Origin of the sequence: Fischerella sp. JS2 (assembly GCF_032393985.1) — a bacterium.
In the GTDB taxonomy this organism is placed as follows: domain Bacteria; phylum Cyanobacteriota; class Cyanobacteriia; order Cyanobacteriales; family Nostocaceae; genus Fischerella.
The window spans coordinates 6,939,404-6,960,106 of the sequence record NZ_CP135918.1 but is presented as its reverse complement, the minus strand read 5'-3'; the positions used below and the strand labels follow the sequence as shown (position 1 = coordinate 6,960,106).

Annotated in this window: 18 protein-coding genes; 7 read left to right on the top strand and 11 right to left on the bottom strand. The window is 40.0% G+C overall.

What is annotated here, in order from left to right; all coding sequences use genetic code 11:
• Positions 1-148: 148 nt before the first annotated feature.
• Together RS893_RS29885 and RS893_RS29880 are read right to left on the bottom strand one after the other, a co-directional pair.
• Complete coding sequence (locus RS893_RS29885) at positions 149-394, bottom strand: hypothetical protein (protein WP_009453664.1); 246 nt, start codon at positions 392-394, stop codon at positions 149-151.
• 402 nt (positions 395-796) lie between these two features.
• The gene (locus RS893_RS29880) at positions 797-1,075 is read right to left on the bottom strand and encodes a hypothetical protein (RefSeq protein ID WP_315789168.1); all 279 of its coding nucleotides are present in this window, start codon (positions 1,073-1,075) and stop codon (positions 797-799) included.
• 497 nt (positions 1,076-1,572) lie between these two features.
• Here RS893_RS29880 and RS893_RS29875 point away from each other — a divergent pair, with 497 nt between their 5' ends.
• Positions 1,573-2,043, top strand: coding sequence for a CYTH domain-containing protein (locus RS893_RS29875; RefSeq protein ID WP_315789167.1), 471 nt, complete (start codon positions 1,573-1,575; stop codon positions 2,041-2,043).
• 102 nt (positions 2,044-2,145) lie between these two features.
• Here the strand turns inward: RS893_RS29875 and RS893_RS29870 are convergent, their stop codons facing one another.
• Together RS893_RS29870 and RS893_RS29865 are read right to left on the bottom strand one after the other, a co-directional pair.
• The gene (locus RS893_RS29870) at positions 2,146-3,438 is read right to left on the bottom strand and encodes a hypothetical protein (RefSeq protein ID WP_315789166.1); all 1,293 of its coding nucleotides are present in this window, start codon (positions 3,436-3,438) and stop codon (positions 2,146-2,148) included.
• A 110-nt stretch (positions 3,439-3,548) separates the two neighbouring features.
• Complete coding sequence (locus RS893_RS29865) at positions 3,549-4,103, bottom strand: DUF2808 domain-containing protein (protein ID WP_315789165.1); 555 nt, start codon at positions 4,101-4,103, stop codon at positions 3,549-3,551.
• 417 nt (positions 4,104-4,520) lie between these two features.
• Here RS893_RS29865 and RS893_RS29860 point away from each other — a divergent pair, with 417 nt between their 5' ends.
• A complete protein-coding gene (locus RS893_RS29860; protein ID WP_315789164.1) occupies positions 4,521-5,006 on the top strand; it encodes a hypothetical protein in 486 nt (161 codons plus the stop codon).
• A gap of 33 nt (positions 5,007-5,039) precedes the next feature.
• On the opposite strand, the gene RS893_RS29855 is transcribed toward RS893_RS29860, so the two are convergent.
• The 4 genes from RS893_RS29855 to RS893_RS29840 all read right to left on the bottom strand — a co-directional run bounded on the left by RS893_RS29855 (position 5,040) and on the right by RS893_RS29840 (position 7,937).
• The gene (locus RS893_RS29855; protein WP_315789163.1) at positions 5,040-5,333 is read right to left on the bottom strand and encodes a TMEM165/GDT1 family protein; all 294 of its coding nucleotides are present in this window, start codon (positions 5,331-5,333) and stop codon (positions 5,040-5,042) included.
• Between the two features lie 85 nt (positions 5,334-5,418).
• Positions 5,419-5,859 (bottom strand): TMEM165/GDT1 family protein, encoded by a 441-nt coding sequence (locus RS893_RS29850; protein WP_315792138.1) that lies wholly within the window; start codon positions 5,857-5,859, stop codon positions 5,419-5,421.
• Between the two features lie 370 nt (positions 5,860-6,229).
• Entirely contained in the window at positions 6,230-6,427 is a 198-nt protein-coding gene (locus tag RS893_RS29845; protein ID WP_315789162.1) for a hypothetical protein, read from the bottom strand.
• Between the two features lie 19 nt (positions 6,428-6,446).
• Complete coding sequence (locus tag RS893_RS29840) at positions 6,447-7,937, bottom strand: HAMP domain-containing sensor histidine kinase (protein ID WP_315789161.1); 1,491 nt, start codon at positions 7,935-7,937, stop codon at positions 6,447-6,449.
• A 472-nt stretch (positions 7,938-8,409) separates the two neighbouring features.
• Between RS893_RS29840 and RS893_RS29835 the strand changes: the two genes are divergently transcribed.
• Together RS893_RS29835 and RS893_RS29830 are read left to right on the top strand one after the other, a co-directional pair.
• The gene (locus RS893_RS29835; protein ID WP_315789160.1) at positions 8,410-9,087 is read left to right on the top strand and encodes a general stress protein; all 678 of its coding nucleotides are present in this window, start codon (positions 8,410-8,412) and stop codon (positions 9,085-9,087) included.
• 130 nt (positions 9,088-9,217) lie between these two features.
• Entirely contained in the window at positions 9,218-9,697 is a 480-nt protein-coding gene (locus RS893_RS29830) for a BON domain-containing protein (protein WP_315789159.1), read from the top strand.
• Positions 9,698-9,814: 117 nt separating this feature from the next.
• Here the strand turns inward: RS893_RS29830 and RS893_RS29825 are convergent, their stop codons facing one another.
• Together RS893_RS29825 and RS893_RS29820 are read right to left on the bottom strand one after the other, a co-directional pair.
• On the bottom strand, positions 9,815-10,375 hold the full coding sequence (locus tag RS893_RS29825) for a DUF6174 domain-containing protein (RefSeq protein ID WP_315789158.1): 561 nt from the start codon (positions 10,373-10,375) through the stop codon (positions 9,815-9,817).
• Positions 10,376-10,447: 72 nt separating this feature from the next.
• Complete coding sequence (locus tag RS893_RS29820) at positions 10,448-10,771, bottom strand: DUF488 domain-containing protein (protein WP_315789157.1); 324 nt, start codon at positions 10,769-10,771, stop codon at positions 10,448-10,450.
• Between the two features lie 279 nt (positions 10,772-11,050).
• On the opposite strand from RS893_RS29820, the gene RS893_RS29815 reads away from it, so the two are divergent.
• A complete protein-coding gene (locus RS893_RS29815; RefSeq protein ID WP_315789156.1) occupies positions 11,051-11,596 on the top strand; it encodes a hypothetical protein in 546 nt (181 codons plus the stop codon).
• 15 nt (positions 11,597-11,611) lie between these two features.
• On the top strand, positions 11,612-11,827 hold the full coding sequence (locus tag RS893_RS29810; protein ID WP_315789155.1) for a hypothetical protein: 216 nt from the start codon (positions 11,612-11,614) through the stop codon (positions 11,825-11,827).
• A gap of 132 nt (positions 11,828-11,959) precedes the next feature.
• On the opposite strand, the gene RS893_RS29805 is transcribed toward RS893_RS29810, so the two are convergent.
• Positions 11,960-17,677 (bottom strand): alpha-2-macroglobulin, encoded by a 5,718-nt coding sequence (locus RS893_RS29805; protein ID WP_315789154.1) that lies wholly within the window; start codon positions 17,675-17,677, stop codon positions 11,960-11,962.
• A 414-nt stretch (positions 17,678-18,091) separates the two neighbouring features.
• On the opposite strand from RS893_RS29805, the gene pbpC reads away from it, so the two are divergent.
• Positions 18,092-20,416, top strand: coding sequence for a penicillin-binding protein 1C (gene pbpC / locus RS893_RS29800; protein ID WP_315789153.1), 2,325 nt, complete (start codon positions 18,092-18,094; stop codon positions 20,414-20,416).
• The last annotated feature ends 287 nt before the right edge of the window (positions 20,417-20,703 follow it).

Sequence of the window (20,703 nt, the reverse complement as noted above, 5' to 3'; positions counted from 1 at the left end):
GTGTAAGGGGTGTGAGGGGTGTGTAGACGCGTAGCGGCTTAAGGTAAGGGTGGGGTGTAAGGAGTGGAGGAGTAACGACTAACCACTAACCACTAATGTACAGACACGAGGAACATCGTGTCTCTACCCACTAACCACCAAAAAATCATTAAAGATATTCGCGCAAGAAATCAAAGGGTTCATCTTCCCAACATGGTTCTGGAACCATCAAACACAATTTACTGTTGATATCTGCTTCAATTTCATCACCATCTTTCCTGTCAAAAAGTTCTTTCAATGCCTTCCAGTCACGCTCTTTAAGGGCCGATAATGGCGGGGCGTGTACTTCTTCTTGGTGTGTTTGGGAATTGAAGTGAAGAATTTTAATTAACTCCCAGGAAAGATTGTTCTTCACGATCTATAAATAAAAATTATTCTAGCTTTAACAATGGTAGTGTAACTGCATAAGCAGTATTTAGCAGCACTTACTAGATCATTACACGTTTTACACAAATAGACCGGAAATAAGTGGGAGACCATCCCTATAAAAAATTTCACTATCAAGCATGAATCTCATACAGCAAGTACTTTACCTAGCTTGTCGTCCCTTCAACCTTTACCCTATTTTTAGTATAGGCTTCACTAAAATGAGGTAGTGATATGGTTGTAAAAAGTAAAAGCTGCTTATTTTCTATGGGAATAACAAAGCTAGTGATTTGCCTATCGTTCACGAATGATGGCTACTCATGGGTACAAACGTAAGCTGACTGGATAAATAAACAGCTTTTAATTTCTTTTAATTTCTATTCACCTAAGCTTATAAGTGTTGGTTGTGAAAGAAAATCGCATAGTAAAGCGATGGATCGATGCGATCTGTGAAGGGACGGTATAAATATCGATCTGGGGTAGAATCTGGTCTGTCTTCTTCGGATTGATTATCTTGCTGTACTTCTGCTGTGCGGCTGCGGGTAGATTGTGTTAAGGCAGACAATTTTGACCATGCAATAGAAAAAGGATTTTGTAGATATCTTTGAACTACTGATTTGTGATTAGTCTCTACAATATCTACAAATACATGCTCGGCATTCTTCGACATATAAATTCTCCTTTATAGAGTAGAGTTTATGACAAGCTTTTTCATCAACCACACTAATGCTTGGGAATACTTCAAAATTTCTCAAAAATTTCCTGATTTAACTATATGATGCAGTTAAATCAATTTATGCACTTTTAAGGCAAGACCCAAACAATTCTCAAAAAAACTTAAGCTTAGATAGAACTACTAGATAGCTAAATAAAATTCCAGAAATCAATATGATATGTAAATAAATATAAATTACGTCTGATGTGAATTAAGGTGGTGAAACAATTTCGTTTTAGAAAGCGACCACCGATACACACAGATAAACACAGATAAAACAGATAGATTATGCGTTGATGGTTGAGTGGTAATTGCTGATTGTTAATTATTTATTACTATTGAAATATTATCGCTCTTAGTAAATTGACGTTATATGTCAAAATTACATTTATCTATACAAAAAATAACTAATAACTACTACCAACAAAACACCAACTAATGAAGGGATTATTATGGCGAAAGAAATAGAGCGTAAATTTTTAGTTAAAGGAAATGATTGGAGAAAATTGGCTGAAGGCAGTGTATATCGTCAGGGATATATTGCTACACAAAAAGAAGCTACTGTGCGTGTCCGCATAGTAGGCAACCAAGGTTATTTAACGATAAAAGGCCCCAGTGTAAAATGCTCTAGGTCTGAGTTTGAATATTCTATTCCGATTGAAGATGCTCAGGAAATACTAGATAAGTTGTGCGATCGCCCTTTAATAGAAAAGACTAGATATAAGATAGACTGGGGTAGTTTAATTTGGGAAGTAGACGAGTTTGAAGGTGTTAATAAAGGGCTAATATTAGCAGAAGTGGAACTCACTCAAGAAACACAACAAATTGAACTACCACCTTGGATTGGTGAAGAAGTTTCAGAAGACCCCAGATATTTCAACAGTAATTTAGTTAAAAACCCCTTTTCACAATGGGGTGGTTAGTAGTTAGTGGTTAGTTGTTTACTCCTCACACCCCACCCTTACCTTAAGCCGCTACGCGTCTACACACTCCCCACACTCCCCATCTCCCCATCTCCCCATCTCCTATTCCCTCCTCCCTTCCTCAAGACGCTTCTGCCATTCTGCGTCAATTTGATCACTATGCTCTACTTCCTGTTCTAGCAAGTCGGTTTCAGTAGAATATACCAAATCTTCTTTACCAACAAATTTTTCGGCTGCAAACTGTCCTGCGTAGGCTATTTTTTGTTGCAATTGAGTATCTGCACTTGCTAACACTCTGGCTCGTGCTTGTCTAATACGGTTGCGTTCAGTTATTTTACGATTACGCCATTGAATCCAGAAATAACGTACTAAAGGTATTCCCAAAAAACCAATACCATAAGCTAACAGCAGCCAATAAATTCCTTGGACAAAAGCTACTAATCCGCCTAAAACTGCTGCTGCTGTACCATCTCTTAACAAGCTTCCCAGAATTAAAGCACCGACAATATTGACTACACCCAACCCAGCACTGAGGAGAATTTGTCCGGAAGAAGCTGCACTAAAACGCCAGGGTAACTCTTCTAGATAAGGTGATATTGAGCGATCGCGTTTTTTCGCAGCACTTACTTGTAAATCTGGGAAATAGTATACGATTTGCCCTTCTGGACTTACTTTTGGCTGACCATTAAATCGAGTCAAAACTGGCAGCATATAGTCTTCATACTCTTGTTGATATGTTTCACCAATATCATCAAGGTATGGAGATATTTGTTCAGCTACCACTGCGCCTTTATGATTGCGAATTATCGCTGCAATTCCTCGCCAACGACGTTTTTCTAAGTTGGCATTGGGGTTGCCATCACCAAACAAAAATGAAAATACTGCTTCCAAAAAATTCAGATCGCTTTGTCTTCGTTCCTGTTGTCTTTCTTGGTACTTGTTGTTGTAGTTGGGACTGAAATACCAAAATAAGTCAGGAAAATAGAAAAACCCCACGCCAAAATCACCACCGCGATCGCCACTATCGCGATCAGAGTTAGCAGATATAATAATCACGAGGATAGTGATGTAAATTAAGGCGATAGAAGCTATTAGTAAAATACCAAAAGAAATCCGGATTATATAAAATAGGACACTCCAGATTTTTCTCCACCACTCCTGCAACTGCAACCGCAAGTATTTGTTACGCAAAATATCTCGAAAATTGCGCGGAAACAGGTAAACAATATCGCCTGATTCTGCTACCTGCATATGTCCGCCAGCTTCAGATGCAAGTGCTAATAGTCCAACACTTGCGATCTCGACATTTAATCCTGCCTGGGATGCCACATCGCCCACTGTGACACGATAACCCAACCGTTCTACAGCTTGCATGATGGCGGGATTGGGAGCCATTGCTCTCCCCTCCTATTGAAAACTACTCTTTCTTCTTCAAGTATAAAGTTTTATTTTTCGGGGTTTGGCAGTGGGAGAGTGTAGGCGAAAAGGTAAAAGGTTTCTACCATTTAAAGGAAAGTCGGACTATAAAATTGCAAGCGTCCGTAACCAAGAAATTGCCCGTAACTTTTCTCCCCCGCAGGAAAGGCTTTGACACCAAAAAGATAAACCCCGCTAACTCCTGGATTTTGGTAAGGTTTCAGACCAATAGTGATAGTTTTACCTGGTGGTATTGGTGGATCAAAAGTCAGTGATACTGTTCTTGTTTTGCGATCGCTTGTCACATCTTGGAGTTGCAGTTTTTCTCCTTTATGGCGAGGCTGACCTTCAAAAGCGACGGTGTCTTCTAAGTCAAAGCGAACACGATCTGCTCCTTCATACTGGTTTATGGTAATTTTTTGCAGTGGTTCTCCAGCATTTTCAGGCAAATTGATTGTGAAATAATATGTTGCACCCCAGGCATATGTTGTTTTGTAGGTGGTAGTTGCTCCTTGAAGCGAAGGAGGTTGTACAAAATATACTGTACCGTCTCTGAGCTGCACTGCTTGAGTTTTAAGGACAGCATCTGGTGCGATCGCTATCACTAAAGTTAGTGCTGTACCTAATAAAAATGGAAAGCGCATTGCTTTATGTGGCTAAGTTAGCCTTAAGGTATAAAACTAATTTTTATTATTTGTCTAATATATTTTATCACGCAAAATTAACTTCCATTTTTATTACTTAATATATTTGCAAACATTCTTAATTTAGTTGTTAGTTAGCCACTTTTACAGTTATCAGTTATCAGTTATCAGTGAGCAATACCTGATTACTGATGGAAGCAGTTTACTTGCGGGCAACTCAATTGCTTGGTATGAATAATATTTATCGAAATCACAGTAAGTATGCAATATGGCTTTTCAAACAATTTTAGAATGACTGACTACGTAAGTATATATACTTTTTCCCATCTAAATGTAAAAGATAATTGAAATTAGTTGTCAAATTAACTTATTAAGTTAGAAACTAGAACTATAAATACAAGCAATTATTCATTCATTATGAATACCGTTTCTAGTTTCGGCTTCAAGCGTTCGACTTGGCAATCAATTGTAATGCTAACTTTAGGCTTCTGGCTCAGTGCTAGTTTGCTTTTAGACTGGGTGATTATGCCTAGTCTTTATGTGTCTGGTATGATCACACAAGCCAGTTTTGCTACGGCAGGTTATGTTGTTTTCTGGAATTTTAACCGTATAGAATTATTAGCAGCTAGCTTGGTATTAACTGGTGTTTTAGCTCTTAATCAAACTCAATCCAAATGGCGGTCTGGTAGTCTGGTTTTATCGATACTGCTGTTAGCCATATCACTAACTACCACATATTGGTTAACACCAGAAATGTCTGCTATCGGAATGCAACTAAACCTGTTTGAGACGACAGCAGAAGTACCAGCCAATATGAATTTATTGCATGGCGGTTATTGGCTATTGGAAGTGACCAAATTAGTAGCTGGTGGTACACTTTTAAGCTGGTGCTGGCGGCAATAGAATTTGTAGAAACGCACCACAGATAGTGCGTCTCTACAACTCATCTTGAGAAGTTTCATTATTAAACCACAGCAGGCGTACAGCAAGTATGGCAAATCCCACAGCAGCGATCGCTTTTAACAACCTTGTGGGTAAAAATTCTGCCACAGCCCCACCTGCTAATGCTCCCAATAAACTAGTTAACAGTAACGCACCGGCAGTTCCCAAGAATACAGCGCGAGGAGATTGGCTACGACCGGAAAGGGCGATCGCAGCTAGTTGACTTTTATCGCCTAACTCAGAGAGGAAAACGGTGATAAAGCTTAATCCTAAAAGATGCCAGTTCATAATTTTATTGATTAGTGGTTGTTGATTGTTAGTTGATGGTTGTTTGAAGTTTTCTAACTAACAGACAACCACCAACAAAGAACAATTAATAAATTACATCCCAAAACAGCATCAGGGAAATCAACAGTAGTATTACTCCTGCTGCTTTTTCTACAGTTTTTGGAGAAAGGCGACTAGCAATCCAACTACCTAGAAGTACACCTAATAAGCTAGTAGTAATCAGTGCTGCTGCGGAACCGACAAAAACAACCCACGGTGAATGTGATTCTGCACTCATAAGTAAAGTGGATAGCTGTGTCTTATCACCGATTTCCGCTAGAAAAATGGTTAAGAAAGTTGTGGCGAAAATAGTTATGGGTGTCTGCTTTTGAGTACAATCTACAACAGTAGGTGATGGTGAAGTAACTGTAGTAATACTCGTATTGCTATCAATATTTTCTGCTATTTTTTGCTGAGTTGTAGAATACAGAGATGCGCTAGGGCGAGTTTCTACAGAGTTGTACTGAGATGTACTAGCGGCACTCATGGGTACGGAATCAAGTTTCACAGGCAGTAGTTTGATCTAATTTTTTTCATATTTTTCTCATTTTCTCAGATTCTTGTTACAAATTGCAACCCCGCAAATAGAGAATTATTACTTCTCACCACATCTGTCTTGAGGAAGAAGGCCTAATCTATCGGGAGATAAGCTTTACAGATGATATCATGTCTGACTAATTGCTTATGATATACGGTCTGGGCATTGAGCATAGTGAAAAATAACCAATTATTACCAATTACCTATTATCAATTACCGACCCCAACGGATAATATAAGTATTTAAGCAGACATTATCTAGCAATGTGTTAACTTACCAGCACTCACAAAACGTTCCACTGTAGAAATAAATTCCTGTTCTACATAAGGTTTGGTAAGATAGGCATCGCTTCCAGGTGTTGCGCCATCTGACCGTAGATTTGCACACTTCCAGATGTCAGAATTATCACAGATCTACACCCTGCCTGCGGTTGCTGTTGCAGACGACTGAGGAATTCAAGTCCATTCATATGAGTACATAGAACTGCTACATCATTTCGATATGCGATCACAGACATTTACAAATTGCAACACCTCTTATACCTTTGAATGTTGAATTTTGAACTTAGAATTTCCTTGCTTTTCCGATCCTTCCAAAGGTAAGAAGACTGTTAGAATCTCTCCATAACGGGGACGCTCACGCACAATCAATTTTCCACCAATAGCTTGAAACAAATGCTTAGTTGCATTGAGATTCAAGCTAATTGTACCAGTTTCTGGTTGGAACATCAGTAATTGGCCAAGAGCTTTGCGAATTGGTGGCGCACAGTTTGATACAACTGCTGCGTCATTGTCTCCCACCAGAGGCAGTAATTGCAACTTTAATTGATCGCCAGCAGGAATAACCTGTACTTGAATATGGCTACCCGTAGGTAAGTTGCGAGTGAAATTTTCTATCAAACCTGTGAGAACCCGGTCGAGCATGGTAGGATTACTAACTACAGTCGGCAAATCCTGGGGTAAAACTACATCCAACTTCAAGTTACGTCGACTAGCTGCTTCTTGCCAACGGGGAATACTTGCTTGCAACACCTGCTCCAGACTCATTGCTGTCAATTGAGTACTTGTAGCTTTATCTGTAGCAGATGTTTCTAGTTCGGCTGCTCTAAACAGCAATTCCATCCTGTCAATCTGATCGGTACACTCACGATCAATAACTTTCAATCGTTTAATAACGTTGGTAGGTAAATCGCGCTGTTTTAGCAATAGTCTAGTGATAGTGCGAATAGTTGTCAAAGGAGTACGGACTTCATGAGCAAAAGCTTGCAGCATTTCCACATCATGTTTGGGTGATGCAGAGTAACAGGAATTAATCTCAGCTTTTTGATCTTGCTCAAGCGATCCTTCTATTGCTTCCCTTGCTCCTAGTCCCCAGTCCCTCGTTCCTTCTTGCTCCGGTAATTCTGCTAGCAACAATTGGCTAAACTGCATGATCGTGCGATAATCTGGTGCAGTAGGGTAATAGTTCTGTACCGTCTCCTCGAGTTCAGCAAACAAATTAGGATTATTTAACATTACCCGTGCGCTCAACGCCCGCCACGCCTGCTGCACCACCTCTGAATCAAAGGAAAAGAAGAACGCTTTTTGACCGTTTTCTTCTGCTAAAACTAGAACTAATCTAAATTTTTTCGTAAAAATCAGACAAAACTGCTCTTTTGCTAACGGATCTGTTTTTAGCAAAGGTAAAATTGACTTATTACAGATAGTTGCTTCTGCTGCGATCGCAACTTCCTGATCAGACATTTGAAATGGCATTAGTGCCAAATGATTAAAAGGTTCTGCTGTAAAAGTTATTGACTGCAACTTTTGAGTCAACTTAGGATCATCAAACACAGGTGCTGGCGCAGCTAAAACCAATCCTTGTGCTACATCCCCATCAAGCGTTGTCAAGGCATCTAACAGCAATTGTTGTGTAGCCGCCACGCATAAGCGCCACTGTTGCTGAGCCTTTGCAGATGAACCAAAACCCATATTCGATTGACTATCGACTAATACTTCGCTCAGACTAGGCAAGATCCATTTGTACACAGGTATTCACCCCTTAGTTCAACAGCGACATCCAGCGTTTAAGGCAGAATTTTCACTACTTTTTCACTGTTACTTACGAGGTTATCGATCTTTGTGCAATGGTGAAAGTCGTATAACCGAACAATAGAGGCGCAATTTCCGTTGATGTTATTAGTAGTGGTTGGTTGTTGGTTGTTAGTAGTTAGTAGTTGTTAATGATTTACTACTCCTCATACTCCCCACACTCCACCGTTACCTTAAGCCGCTACGCGTCTACACACTCCCCACACCCCACCCTACGGGAAGCCGCGCAAAGCGCGTCTACACACTCCTCACACTCCTCACACTCCTCACACTCCTCACCTCCCCACCTTGAAATAACCTCTCTGTTGATAGATAACCTGCTTACACCTGAGAACGATGGAAATAATTTCAAAACAAGGCAAAACAGTATGTAAGCATAAACAAGCTTAAGTTAATGGAGGATTACAAAATGGTTGTGGGGAAACATCAACGTGCAGTTGGAGTATTTTCTAACCGTAATGCAGCTGAACATGCGCTCACAGAACTCAGAGACGCCGGCTTTAGCATGAATAAAGTTTCTGTCATCGTTAAAGACAGCGATCGCACTGGTGATCTTGCTGGTGTTAATACCCAAGAACGTGTTGGTAATAAAGCTGATGAAGGAGCTACTGCTGGAGCAGTTACAGGTGGTATTCTAGGAGGTTTAACTGGATTACTCGTAGGTTTGGGTACTTTAGCGATTCCTGGTGTTGGCCCGATATTGCTTGCAGGCGAGTTAGCCACAACCTTAGCCACAACTGCTGCGGGTGCTGGTATTGGTGCAGCTGCTGGCGGGTTATTAGGTGCATTAATTGGTTTGGGAATCCCTGAAGAACGAGCTAGGGTTTACAATGATCGCGTTTCCCGTGGTGATTATCTAGTGATTGTAGAAGGCACAGAAGAAGAAATCCGTCGCGCTGAAAGTATTCTTAGAAATCGCGGTATCGAGGAGTTTGGTATCTATAATGCACCAGTTGCTAATGCTGATAGTGGTTATGTAAATCCTGCAACATCTGCGGTTGATACTACTCGCACTGATGTTCGTCCAAATGTTGTTGATAATGACCCCAAAGTCACTATCATTGATCGCCGCGATTCAACTCTCTAGTTAATAGTTGTTAGTTGTTGATTGTTTTCTAATTACTAACAATTGACAATTGACTAACTTAAATAAGTTTGCTCCTCAACCTTGCACACAGATCAAAATAACTGCAAAAATTTTCAGTTGAGAGACACAAATGAAAAAACTTATTCCATTCTTGCTTGGCGGTATTCTAGTTATTGGTGCAGCAGGTTGCGAACCACCTTCTAGAACCAGTACAAATGCTCCTGACAATGCAAACGAAAACGTTAGCGCGCCAACACAGCAAACAGCTCAACAAAACCAACAAGACGCTACTAGTGAAACTCGTAAAGATCAAATAGAGTCTGATATTCGCGCAAGGGAGCAACGTAACAACATTACCGACGGTGACGCAGATAGAAATGATGATGATCTAGAAAGCGAAGTTCGTGGAAAACTAGAGGCAAATTTACCAGCTAGCCAATTAACTGTTGACGCCGAAGATGGTGTTGTTAAAATAGCTGGGACAGTTCCTACTCAAGAGCAATTAAATAAAGTCCCCACTTTAGCACAAGAAATTAAAGGTGTTAAAAGTGTGGATGCAAAAAATGTCAAAGTTGCTCCAGCAACACCAGCACCAAACAACAATCAATAAATTAATTGGTAATTGGTAATTGGTTTTCCTATTACCGATTACTCATTACCACGACGGGGTAACTTTCCTCTATACCTACAAGGGGATAGAGGAAAGTTGCTTTAGTAAAAATGGATTTTAGTTAATCGCTTCTAACTTCTCAATTGTGAGATATACTTCTTCGTCGGCCATTTGCTGGTCGTAATCGATGTTAATTTGAGTAGGGTAGCCAAGTTTCGGATTATATTTTACCGTTAAGCTGGATGCATTTCTTGCGATCGCATTTTGAATCACATCAAAAAGCTTAGGAATTGAATTATATTTTTGGAAGATTTCTGAACCAACTGGCTTACCAGTATTTGCATCAGTGATGGAAACCACTTTACCATTACGAACTTCAATAACTGCTGGTTCAGTTGCTTTAGGCGCACAAAAGCAACTCCTACGAAATGTATAGCGATAGTGGGAAAGCTTTTGCTGATTCCATAATTGGCGATTCTTTTGCAATTGAGTAGAGTTATAATCACTAGGATTTGGTATTGGTTGGTTTTTAACACCAGTCCATTGCTGAGAATTGGCAACAGCATCTATTTTATTTTCTAAGGCTGTTAGTGTCTGCGGTGCATTGGGAGAACCAAGATAGTGATTGACAGATTTTTGAGTTTTACCAATCGTGATTGAGGTGATAGCAGAAGGCATATCTGTAGAACCTCCTGCATAGCTTTCTGGAAGCGAAAAATAATTGAGTTTTTTAAATTCTGCAACTAATTTTTATCTGTAATTTTCTACTCCTTTTAATAAGCACTGAATACCTTCTTTAAATTGTTGAGTGGATGCAATTTTTTCATATACCGCCTTACCTTCAACATAGCAACTTAAATCACTTGGTCTTGCTCCCAATTCACGTCCTAAAAATACGTAGTGAATACCTGCATTCAGTAAAGCCAGCTTCAATTCTGCGTAATTGAAATGAGGTAGATAACGGCTATAAGAATGCGATCGCACATCCGCCAAAGCTGTGATTTGGTGCTTTTGCAGCAGTGTAATAAATGTTTCAATGCTGTAATTAGAGTGTCCAATCGTAAAAAGTTCCATTTGAAAAAACCTATTTGGCTGCTGCAATTATGGTATTGCTATCCAGGTATAGCAATTTTTTCACCAACGTGGTAGAGAATAGTAGTACAGAAAAACTACGCAATGACCAGAATCCCTTTTGACCAATTATCTAAGCAATTTCTTGAAGAATTCCTGACTCCTCTTGGCAAAGTCGAAAGAAGTTTAGAAGTTCCTGAAGAATCACGTTTTGTTGATATTTGATTTGTTCCTTCCTCACAGCCTGCAATTAATCCCGTAGATTTAGGTTTATTGGGTAGAATGGCTGTTACTCCCTGTTTTATCGAACCGTTCCGCAACCAACCTACACCAACAGAAGTACGAAATTGCTTACTAAAATTATTTTTGGTACACGCTGACTCTCAGCACAAAACCAAACGAGAAGAAGAACGTACCATTCCTGAAACTGAACTTCCGCAATTATGGATTCTTGCATCTTCAGCCTCAGATTCCATAGTCAACGGATTTGGTGGCAAAGTACGTGATAGTTGGTTAGAAGGAGTCTATTTTTTCCCGGATTATTTGAAGACAGCGATTATTACCATCAACCAGTTACCCCGTAATCAGGAAACACTTTGGTTGAGAATTTTGGGTAAAGGTGCTGTACAAAAACAAGCAATTGATGAGGTGATTGCTTTACCTAACGACGATCCTTGGCGTTCCACAGCATTAAGGCTACTGGCAAACTGGAAGATTACCATAGAGATAAGCACAGATCAAGATGAAGAAGACCGGGAGTTGATTATGACATTGTCGCAAGCTTATTTAAAATGGGAAGAACAAACAGAACGCCGAGGAGTTGAGTAAGGACAACGCCTTGTAGTGGAAAATTTGCTGAAGGCGCGTGATGGAATCATAGGTCAATCTCAATGGAAAGACTGGCTTAGAGATCAGGAATATATTTGGGAGCATCGAGCTAATTATAAAATCTTCGATGCTTTTGATCCAAGTAGCTGGCTGCCAAATGCAATTGCAAAAACAAAAGCCAAAATACAGCAAGGTGAGGGACTTCCTGGATTTAGGTTGTCCACCAATTAAGTTAATCAAAAATAAATTTTTCTGGGTTCGTCAAACTTCTCAGATATCTCAATCACACCTTTAGCACTATCATATCTACTTGATGCATAAAGTTTCTCCTTGAAGCTGAACCTTAGTGCGATCGCTTTTTACCTATTTCTCCTCCAACACTAACGTAGACTCCGCCACCCTTCCAAATTCCTCTGGCGCATATTGCAGGTGTGCTTCTGCACCAGGATAAGTGAAAGTGCCAGGTGTGACAGAACGTACCAAGTAATGCAAATTGTAAACTCCAGGTTCTAAGTGATCTGCATAGACAACAATGCGATCGCGATAGATTGTTTTATACCCCAGTTTCCAACTGTCGGTTGGTGTTTGTAATGCAGAATTGGCTGTTTGAAAACTTTCATCTACCGCCTCAAATCCTGCTGGGAGGGGATCTGTAATCACCACATGTTCTACAGGATGATCAGCAATGAGTTCTAAGTCAATGTCAAAAACTTGACCTATTTTTAAAGCCAATGCTTTATCAAGAGCGTAAATATTAGTTTTTTGCAGGACTTTTTGCTCATCAATACCGCGAATTCCACGCGATACTCGTAAACCATTATACTTACCTGGTTGATTGCCTTGTAAGCGATAGCGATAAGCAACGAGATAATGCAAATTCCCTTGACCGGATTTTTGTAGTTGCAAATCATAACGTCCACGGGGTAGCTTATCCATAGGTACTTTAATCTCTGCACTAAGATTGCTACTGCGTGTAAATTTTACTTCTCCTAGTTTTCTCCCAGCTAATTGCACAGTAGCGACAAAATTCGGTGATGTCGGTTCTAGTTGAGCGTATTCTACCAAAGCAGTCAGCGCTTGGGCGTTATCATAACTAGTTTGCCATGTGCCATCCCGTCGCAGTGAGAGTAGACTTTGCAATAGTCTATCCACAACTTCTGGTTTCGCCTGTTGGGAAATAAACAACCGTAAAGCTTGTGCTTGCGTTGTTGTCGGTGAATTCATCCATCCCCAACTGCGGGGTAAACTCACAGTTGCGGTGCGACCAGTTTCGTATATATATTGTTGTAGCTGATTCAAAAGTTGCCCAGACTCGTCTTGCCATTCGCTAAACTGGGATAAATACCGCGCTAATTTAATCTGCGTGACTGTATCGAAAGCCTTACGCTGTTGATAGATATCTGCAAGGAAAGTATTGCGTTTGTCTCCTAATTCTTCCAAAGCGATTAAAGCGTTGAGTTGCATTTGGCTTTTACAGGGTTGCTGTTTGCAAAACTCGTATTTTCCGGGGTTCGCCAGGATTTTCTGCAAATATCCCTTCAGGTGAGACACCATTTTGGTATCGATAAGATTAGGGAAGACTTGATCTGCTGTGGCTAAAGATTCTGCTGTGTAAGCAGAAATCCAAGGATCTGATTTTTCTTGTCCTGGGAAAGCAGCAAAACCACCATCGCTAAGTTGAAGTTTTTGTAATTGTTCAATAGCTTGGCTTGCTTGTTGGGTAGAGTTAAACTCTGTAAAAGTTTGACCATATTTTTCCGAAAAAGTTTGCAGATTAGCAGCAATTAATAACTGACTCGCCGCAGGTTCTGCAAATGGTAAGTCATCATCTTGCCAAACTTCCTGCACTGGTGCTTTAATTTCCAGGATGAGGGTACTTGCTAGTTGAATATCTAAACCACCTTCTTGGGAAAGAGTATTTTTCTCGACGTTTAGAGGAATTTTGATTTGCTTTGGGGTTACGCCTGTTTCCACAACTTGTTCTTTAATCGCCAATGGCTTAATTTCCAATGGTACCTCAAAGGCATCGACGGCAATATCATTTAGCTGAGTGGTAAAGTGCAGCTGACTTTCGCCGACATGAGTTGCTACTATGGGAAAGCGGTAGGCTTGGGTAGCGGATTCTGCTTTGGTTCGCAAATTAGTTGTGTGGGGATTCTTACTAGAAAACTGCACTGTACCGCGAACTTCACCATGAATATTGAGATTACCTGTTTTACCAGTGTTGTTTGTCACTGTTAAACCTGCTTGGAAGTTATCGCCGGGACGAGCAAATTGTGGTAGAATAGCGTTAGTTAACAATGGCTTTGTCGTCACAAAAGTACTTTCGCCATTGCCAAAGCGCAGATTGCCATCGGTAGCAACAACCATGACTCGCCACGTGGTTAAGTCATCTGGTAGTTTAAATGTAATTTGTGCTTGACCATCATTATCTGTAATCACAGAACCATTGTAGTAAGCAAGCGCTTGAAAATCTTTGCGGATGCGCGTATTTGCAGCACCAGCAGATAACCCACCACCGTATCCCCAACCTTTGGGTTCAGCCAAAGATGCTTGTTCTACGACTACTTGGGGACGATTATCACTGAAACGAGTCGCGATCGCTTGTTCGGCATATACTGTATTTACCAAATCCGGTGGACGATAACCAGAAAGTTGCAGGACTGCTTCATTCACAGCCATGACTGTCAATTGTCCTTTGACGAGGTTTCCTTGGTTGTCTTGGAGTTGGAGTTTTAGGGTTTGTTCTGTACCTGGTGCGAGGGTTGTTAGTTGTGGCGTAACTTGCACTTTCAAATATTTGTCTTGTAAGTTGACTTTAAAAGGTGCAAAGCCAATTTTTACCAGTTTATCTAAGCTACCTGGTTCGACTTGACCCAAAGGCTTACCCTGTCTCACCAACACAGCTTCGACGGCTGCATTTGGTAACATATCTGGAGTAACGGGAAACTGAATTTGCGGTGCGCCGCCTTTGACTTTGATAATTTGTTGATAGAGGGGTTTGTCTTTAATGACAGCAAAGTATAACTCACCTTCGGGATAGGGAGATTGAATCAAAGCAGTAGCAGTTTCACCAGGTTGAAATTCTTGTTTATTGAGTTTAACTTCGATGCGATCACGTTCTTGTGAACCCCAGTATACCGGGTTTTCTCCCGTTGCCCAAATTTGTAAATCAGTAGCGGTAGATTCATCTTTAGTATCGCTAAAATTAGCTTGAATCCGGTATGAACCAGATTCGGTTGGAGTCAAACTTACAGACTGAGGATTGTCCCTAGATGTAACTTCTGTTTGTCCGACTGTTTTATATTCAACTTGATTTTTTGGTGTGCGACTACCTTCCACTACTTGAGTAACGCTATTGTATTTCATTTGTTGCAGTTCCAGACGTACCCGTTGACCTGATAGAGGTTTACCTGTGGGGTCAGTTACAATCACTTCTATGGGTAAAGCTTTAAGCGCTTCCGCGACAAAATTACTTTTTAATCCAATTAAGCGATCGCTCGGCAAAGCCGTAAACGTTTTAGAATTAGCGACAGCCATATTAGAAATATCTGTAACTTCCACATCCACTCGGTAAGTCATGGGGTAAGGTAAATCTTTCGCCACCGTTACCGTTTGACTGGTTTTACCATTCGCGTCAAGTTGAGTATTAGTTTGCAAAACATCGCTTGGTACTGACGGAGGTTCCTCCGGCCAAAACCATTGTCTCCCAAAACTAAATTCTTCCCAACCTTTAGGAATAAAATTCGCTTGTTGGCGAGTCACAAAATATTTGGCTTTACCTCCTTCTGTCGGTGAACCAAATAAATAATTACTCGTAGCGTTAGCTTCTACCTTTTCATTAATTAAAGCAAATTCTCGATCCAGATTGAGTTCGACTTTAAAATTTGGTGGCTTAAACTCAGCCACACGTAACTCTCCTGTTATTTCTTTCCCATTCTGACCCTTAGCCTCAATTGTATAGTATCCCAAAGGCTGAGTTTTGTTGATGGGTAATTCCACAGAGAAAGTCCCAAATTCGTTCGTTGTTTTCTTACCTAAATCTGTTTTTTGTCCATTCGGATTTACTAGATTTAATTGGTAAGTAGAATTCTTATTCTGTTGGATAACGCCATTTTGCAAATAATCAGCAAAACCAGTCAACCAAGCTTTTTCTCCTGGCTGATATAATTGTCGATCAGAAAATATCACCCCGCGTGATACTGGTTTGCCATTATTCCAATCTGCATCAATTCCATAACCATAAGCACCACTATATTCTTCCGTACGCGCAAACGCCCAATCTTGATTTTCTCGCGCAATCACCAACAACTGTGGTGGAGTGACAAAATTTTGCTGACTATCAAAACATTGCTGTAAATCTTCTTTTTTTAACCTCAGCGTACCATTTTCATCAGTTTTTCCCGAAGCACAAGATACAGGTTGGGGACGAGATTTTGCTTCTAACTTTGATGGATAAATTTGAATATCAGCAGCTTTTACAGGTGAACCATCAGCAAGATGATTTACCCTAATCAAACCCGAATCAGGAAACCATTGACTAAATACACCTAAATTCGTTAACTGTACCAAACCATAAGTAGTGGGTTCTCGCCACACATCCTTACCATTTTCCTGATATTTATTAGTCCGCGCTTGCACTCCATAAGCTAACATTCCCGTGGCAGAATTTAGCTTTTCTCGCAAAGGTACATTGATATCAAGGGACTGATTTTTATTAGCAGCTATCTTGAAACTCTGCCATTCAGATACTTTCGGTAATACATCATTACCAGAATTAAAATAAACTAAATCTGTCGGTTCCACTACCCGATAAGCAGCCTTATACTTAGCTTCCGGTAGATTCACCGTCGCAATATTTAGTTGTAAATCTTTACCCGCAGGGAAAATATTTAAACCATCAGGAACCCAAATATCTCCTGCTAAATCTCCAGTATTATACCTAACCGTAACTGGTTTACCTAAAGTTTGTCCAAATTGATCTTTAAGATTACCGCCAATTGTAATTGTATAGTTAGTAGTTGGTTCTAAAGCATAAGGATTGATACTAATAATCTTGTCCTGATCATTAGCTTGAATCAAGCGCGGAATTGATTTTGGTGCAGGATTAATTTGAATATTTGCAATTGCTGTATCTGCAACCAAGCCATTGTTAAACTCTAGCTGCGGACTACCTTTGACAAATCTACCGTAAGCACCTCCCGCATCTGGCTGTCCATAAAATTTCATCCCCCTAAACGCTAAAGGCGCATAGGTACTTACCTTACTCACAAACGCTTGATCGCTAGCTAAATTCCCATAAGCTGGACGTATCCCCTGAGAAAACTCTAAACGATAATTAGTTGCCTTATCTAATCTTTGCTGTGGTACAAAATTATAAATCCAATTTTTTGCTGAGGGATCGAATTTTTCAAACGGATCTTGACTCTCTGTTGGTTTATCCTCTTTGGCTAAATCTACTTTAAAATGTACACCTTTGTTTTTACCATCGGGAATTAGCTGTAAATGCTCTTGTAGTGAAGCTAAATCCAATTCCACATTAGAAGTAACTTGTAACTTCGGCTGTAAATCAATTGGTTCAGCCTCCGAATTTTCCACCGGATTTTTTCCAGGTAAATTAGTTAGTTTAATCGGTTCCGTATTAAAAGTCCAAGCCAAATCCTTCTCTAACCGATGATTTTTTAAATCAGTTAAACCAGCTTTGATAGTAACTTGAAATCTTGTCGCCTTTGGCAAAGCCTGATCAGCTTGAAATCCTACCATACGCGGCGTTAAAAAACGAAACTTGCCCGGTAAAGGTGGCTCAAGCACAAACTTTTGTAATAAATTCTGCTGTTGAGGACTATCCAAACTCTCAACCGGAATTAAAGCTTCCTTAAATCGAATCCGAACTTGATTCAAAGGTGCAGCTTCTTTTATGGGACTAATTTGTTCAATCCAGTCTGGTAACTGCGGTAAAGGTAACGCCGCAATCTCTGGTAATCTTTCTTTACCAGAATTAATCCCAAATATATTACATCCTGCTATTCCGATAATTAACGTGAGGAATAGCAAGAATTTTATAAAAATTTTTATAACCATGTCATAGCAAAAACTTAATGGACAATGCCCATTGTAAAAGTACATAATAATGATTTATCTTGATACCCTAAGATAACTGTTTGTTCCAGGAAAGTCCTACAAATTTTAAAAAATTAATAAACTTTAACAGATAATAAAGAGTATCCCGGTTTATAAAATTTAGGCGATATACTGAGATAACTAACAAACAAACCGTGAAGAAAGCAAAGAGCGCAAAGGTAAGAGAAGTCTAAAGGGCTTTTGCATCGTTCCGTAAATTTTTGAAAAATTAGGATTTTCTCTCTTTCTTTGTGTACTTTGCGTCCTTCGCGGTTTAATCAAAAAATATTTACTACAACTTAGAAATGTTTCCTGAACAAACTATAATCTCCACGCAACAATTAATATAATTTTTTCCAGATAGAGGATTGGCTGATGAAAAAAGCAAAGAGATTGCTAATCCCAATTAAGCAGAAAATTTTGCATCAACTCAACCGCAAAACAAGCAAAATTATCCTAACTTTACTATTAATCTGTTTTCTGATCCGCTCAACACCCTATTTAGCCCCAATCCGTGCCAATGATATTTTACAAACACAACTGGCATTAGAATTTAGCGATCGCAATGGATTACCATTAGGAACAATCCTCACCCGTGACCAAGAACATACAGCAGTAGTAGCACTTGATCAAGTTTCTCCCCAATTTATCCAAGCAATCTTAGCTGCTGAAGATAGTCAATTTTATCATCACGGAGCGCTAGATTTAAAAGCTGTTGCCCGCGCTGTTAAAGATGCAATTCAAACTAAAAAAATTGTTTCCGGTGCTTCTACAATTACTATGCAACTAGCACGGATGCTAGATAACTCTCCGCGTAATCTGTCAGGTAAAATTCAGGAAGTTTGGTTAGCTTGGCGATTAGCAGCAGGAATAAGTAAAGATGAAATTCTCGCTGCTTATATCAATCGTCTACCAATGGGCGGTAATGTTTATGGTGTGGAGGCTGCTGCTCGTACCTATTTTTCCATACCTGCGAGCGATTTGAACCTGGCTCAAGCAAGTCTTTTAGCTGCTATTCCTAACAATCCCACTTATTTTGATCCACTGCAACATCGAGAACGCCTCAAACAACGCCAAAAATACGTTCTTAATCGGATGGTACAGGATAGGTATGTTAGTAATGCGATCGCACAACGTGCATATGCAGAAGAAGTTACCTTTCACTCACGCCAACGAGGAATTATCGCCGCACCACATTTTTTGTTTTGGTTAGCAACTCAGCAAAACACCCCATCACCCAATCACAGCAACTCTATCCGCACAACAATAAATAAGCCTTTACAACAATTTGTGGAAGCACAGGTACAGCAAGTACTTTCCTCCCTCGCTGCGAATAACGTTCACCACGCAGCTGCTTTAGTAGTAGACAACCACACAGGCGAAGTTCTAGCCTACGTCGGTTCACCGAATTATTTTGATGAAGCAAAATTGGGGCGTAATGATGGAGTACAGGCGCTACGTCAACCAGGCTCTACCCTCAAACCTTTTTTATATGAATTAGCTTTAGAAAAAGGTGTGATTCGCCCAAATACTATCTTGGCAGATGTACCTACATACTACGCCATTCCTGGCGCAAAAGTTTACAATCCCACAGATTACAATAAAAGTTTTCTCGGTCCTGTGCGGGTACGAATAGCGTTAGCGAATTCTCTCAATATCCCAGCAGTCAGGGTGTTGGAAAAAGTAGGTGTCGAGAATTTTTTAAGTCGTTTACATGAATTGGGATTCGCACACCTCAATCAAACCCCAGAATACTATGGACTTGGTTTAACTTTGGGTAGTGGCGAGGTGAATTTATGGGAACTAGCCCAAGCTTACCTCACAATGGCACGAATGGGAGAAAGTACGCCATTATTAACTACATTTTCCGATTCCTCAATCCAAAATCTAAAATCTAAAATCCAAAATCCGACGACATGGCAATTAATTACTGATATGTTGAGTGACAACTATGCCCGTGCCACAGCTTTTGGTGTAGACTCAGTACTAAATTTACCCTTAAAAGCAGCTGTTAAAACAGGCACTTCCTCTAATTTTCGCGACACCTGGACAGTTGGCTTTACCACAGATTACACCGTTGCTACCTGGGTAGGTAATTTCGATGGCGACCCGATGCGTCAGGTATCAGGTGTTACCGGAGCAGCACCTCTATGGAATCGAATTATGTTGCACATGCACGAACATCATCAACCTGCTAATTTTCCAGTTCCAGAAGGATTAGTGCAATTACCGATTTGTGCAATTTCTGGGTTAAAACCAACACCAGATTGCACATCTGTAGTTCAGGAATATTTTTATCCAGAAGATATTAACGCTTACGAACATCAAGATACTTTCAATTTATCCAATGAGTATGATGATTGGTTAGCTAAACAACCACAGTCTAACTTTGGTTCTGGCAAGCTGAAAATATTGTCTCCTCGCAATGACGATTTATTTTTACTGTCTCCTGGTGAAGAAGGACAACAAAAATTAGAGTTCAAGTTAGCAGGAACCTCATCTGAGTCTGTAGAGTGGTGGTTGAATGGTGAAAAACTGACTACAAATTCAGCAAAGTCTTTGTTTTGGTATTTGTATCCCGGTAACTGGACTTTGGAAGTTAAAAATGGTGATATGACTGACAAGGTAACTTTTCAGGTGGAGTTAGCTAAGACAACACCTATGCGTAGAGGCTTTTCTGTCGTTAATTCTCAAAGGTAGAGCGATCGCTAGTATATAATAGCTTGAAAATCCAGAAAAACGTTATTTTCCTAACAAACTCAAATTTATTTCATCGTTTTTCCGGAAACAGACATTCAGTCAGGGAGGATATACATTAAGGCTGAAGATTTTCAATTCATCCACATCTGTAGGCATAAACCTGTTGCTAGACAGAGTGATATCATAATCCGCCTTGATATTCATAGCTAAGGCAGATGCAGTAACCTAAGCAGAGCATTTACTATTGATTTTAAGATTTATTTATTTAAAATTACTGTTTTATCTAA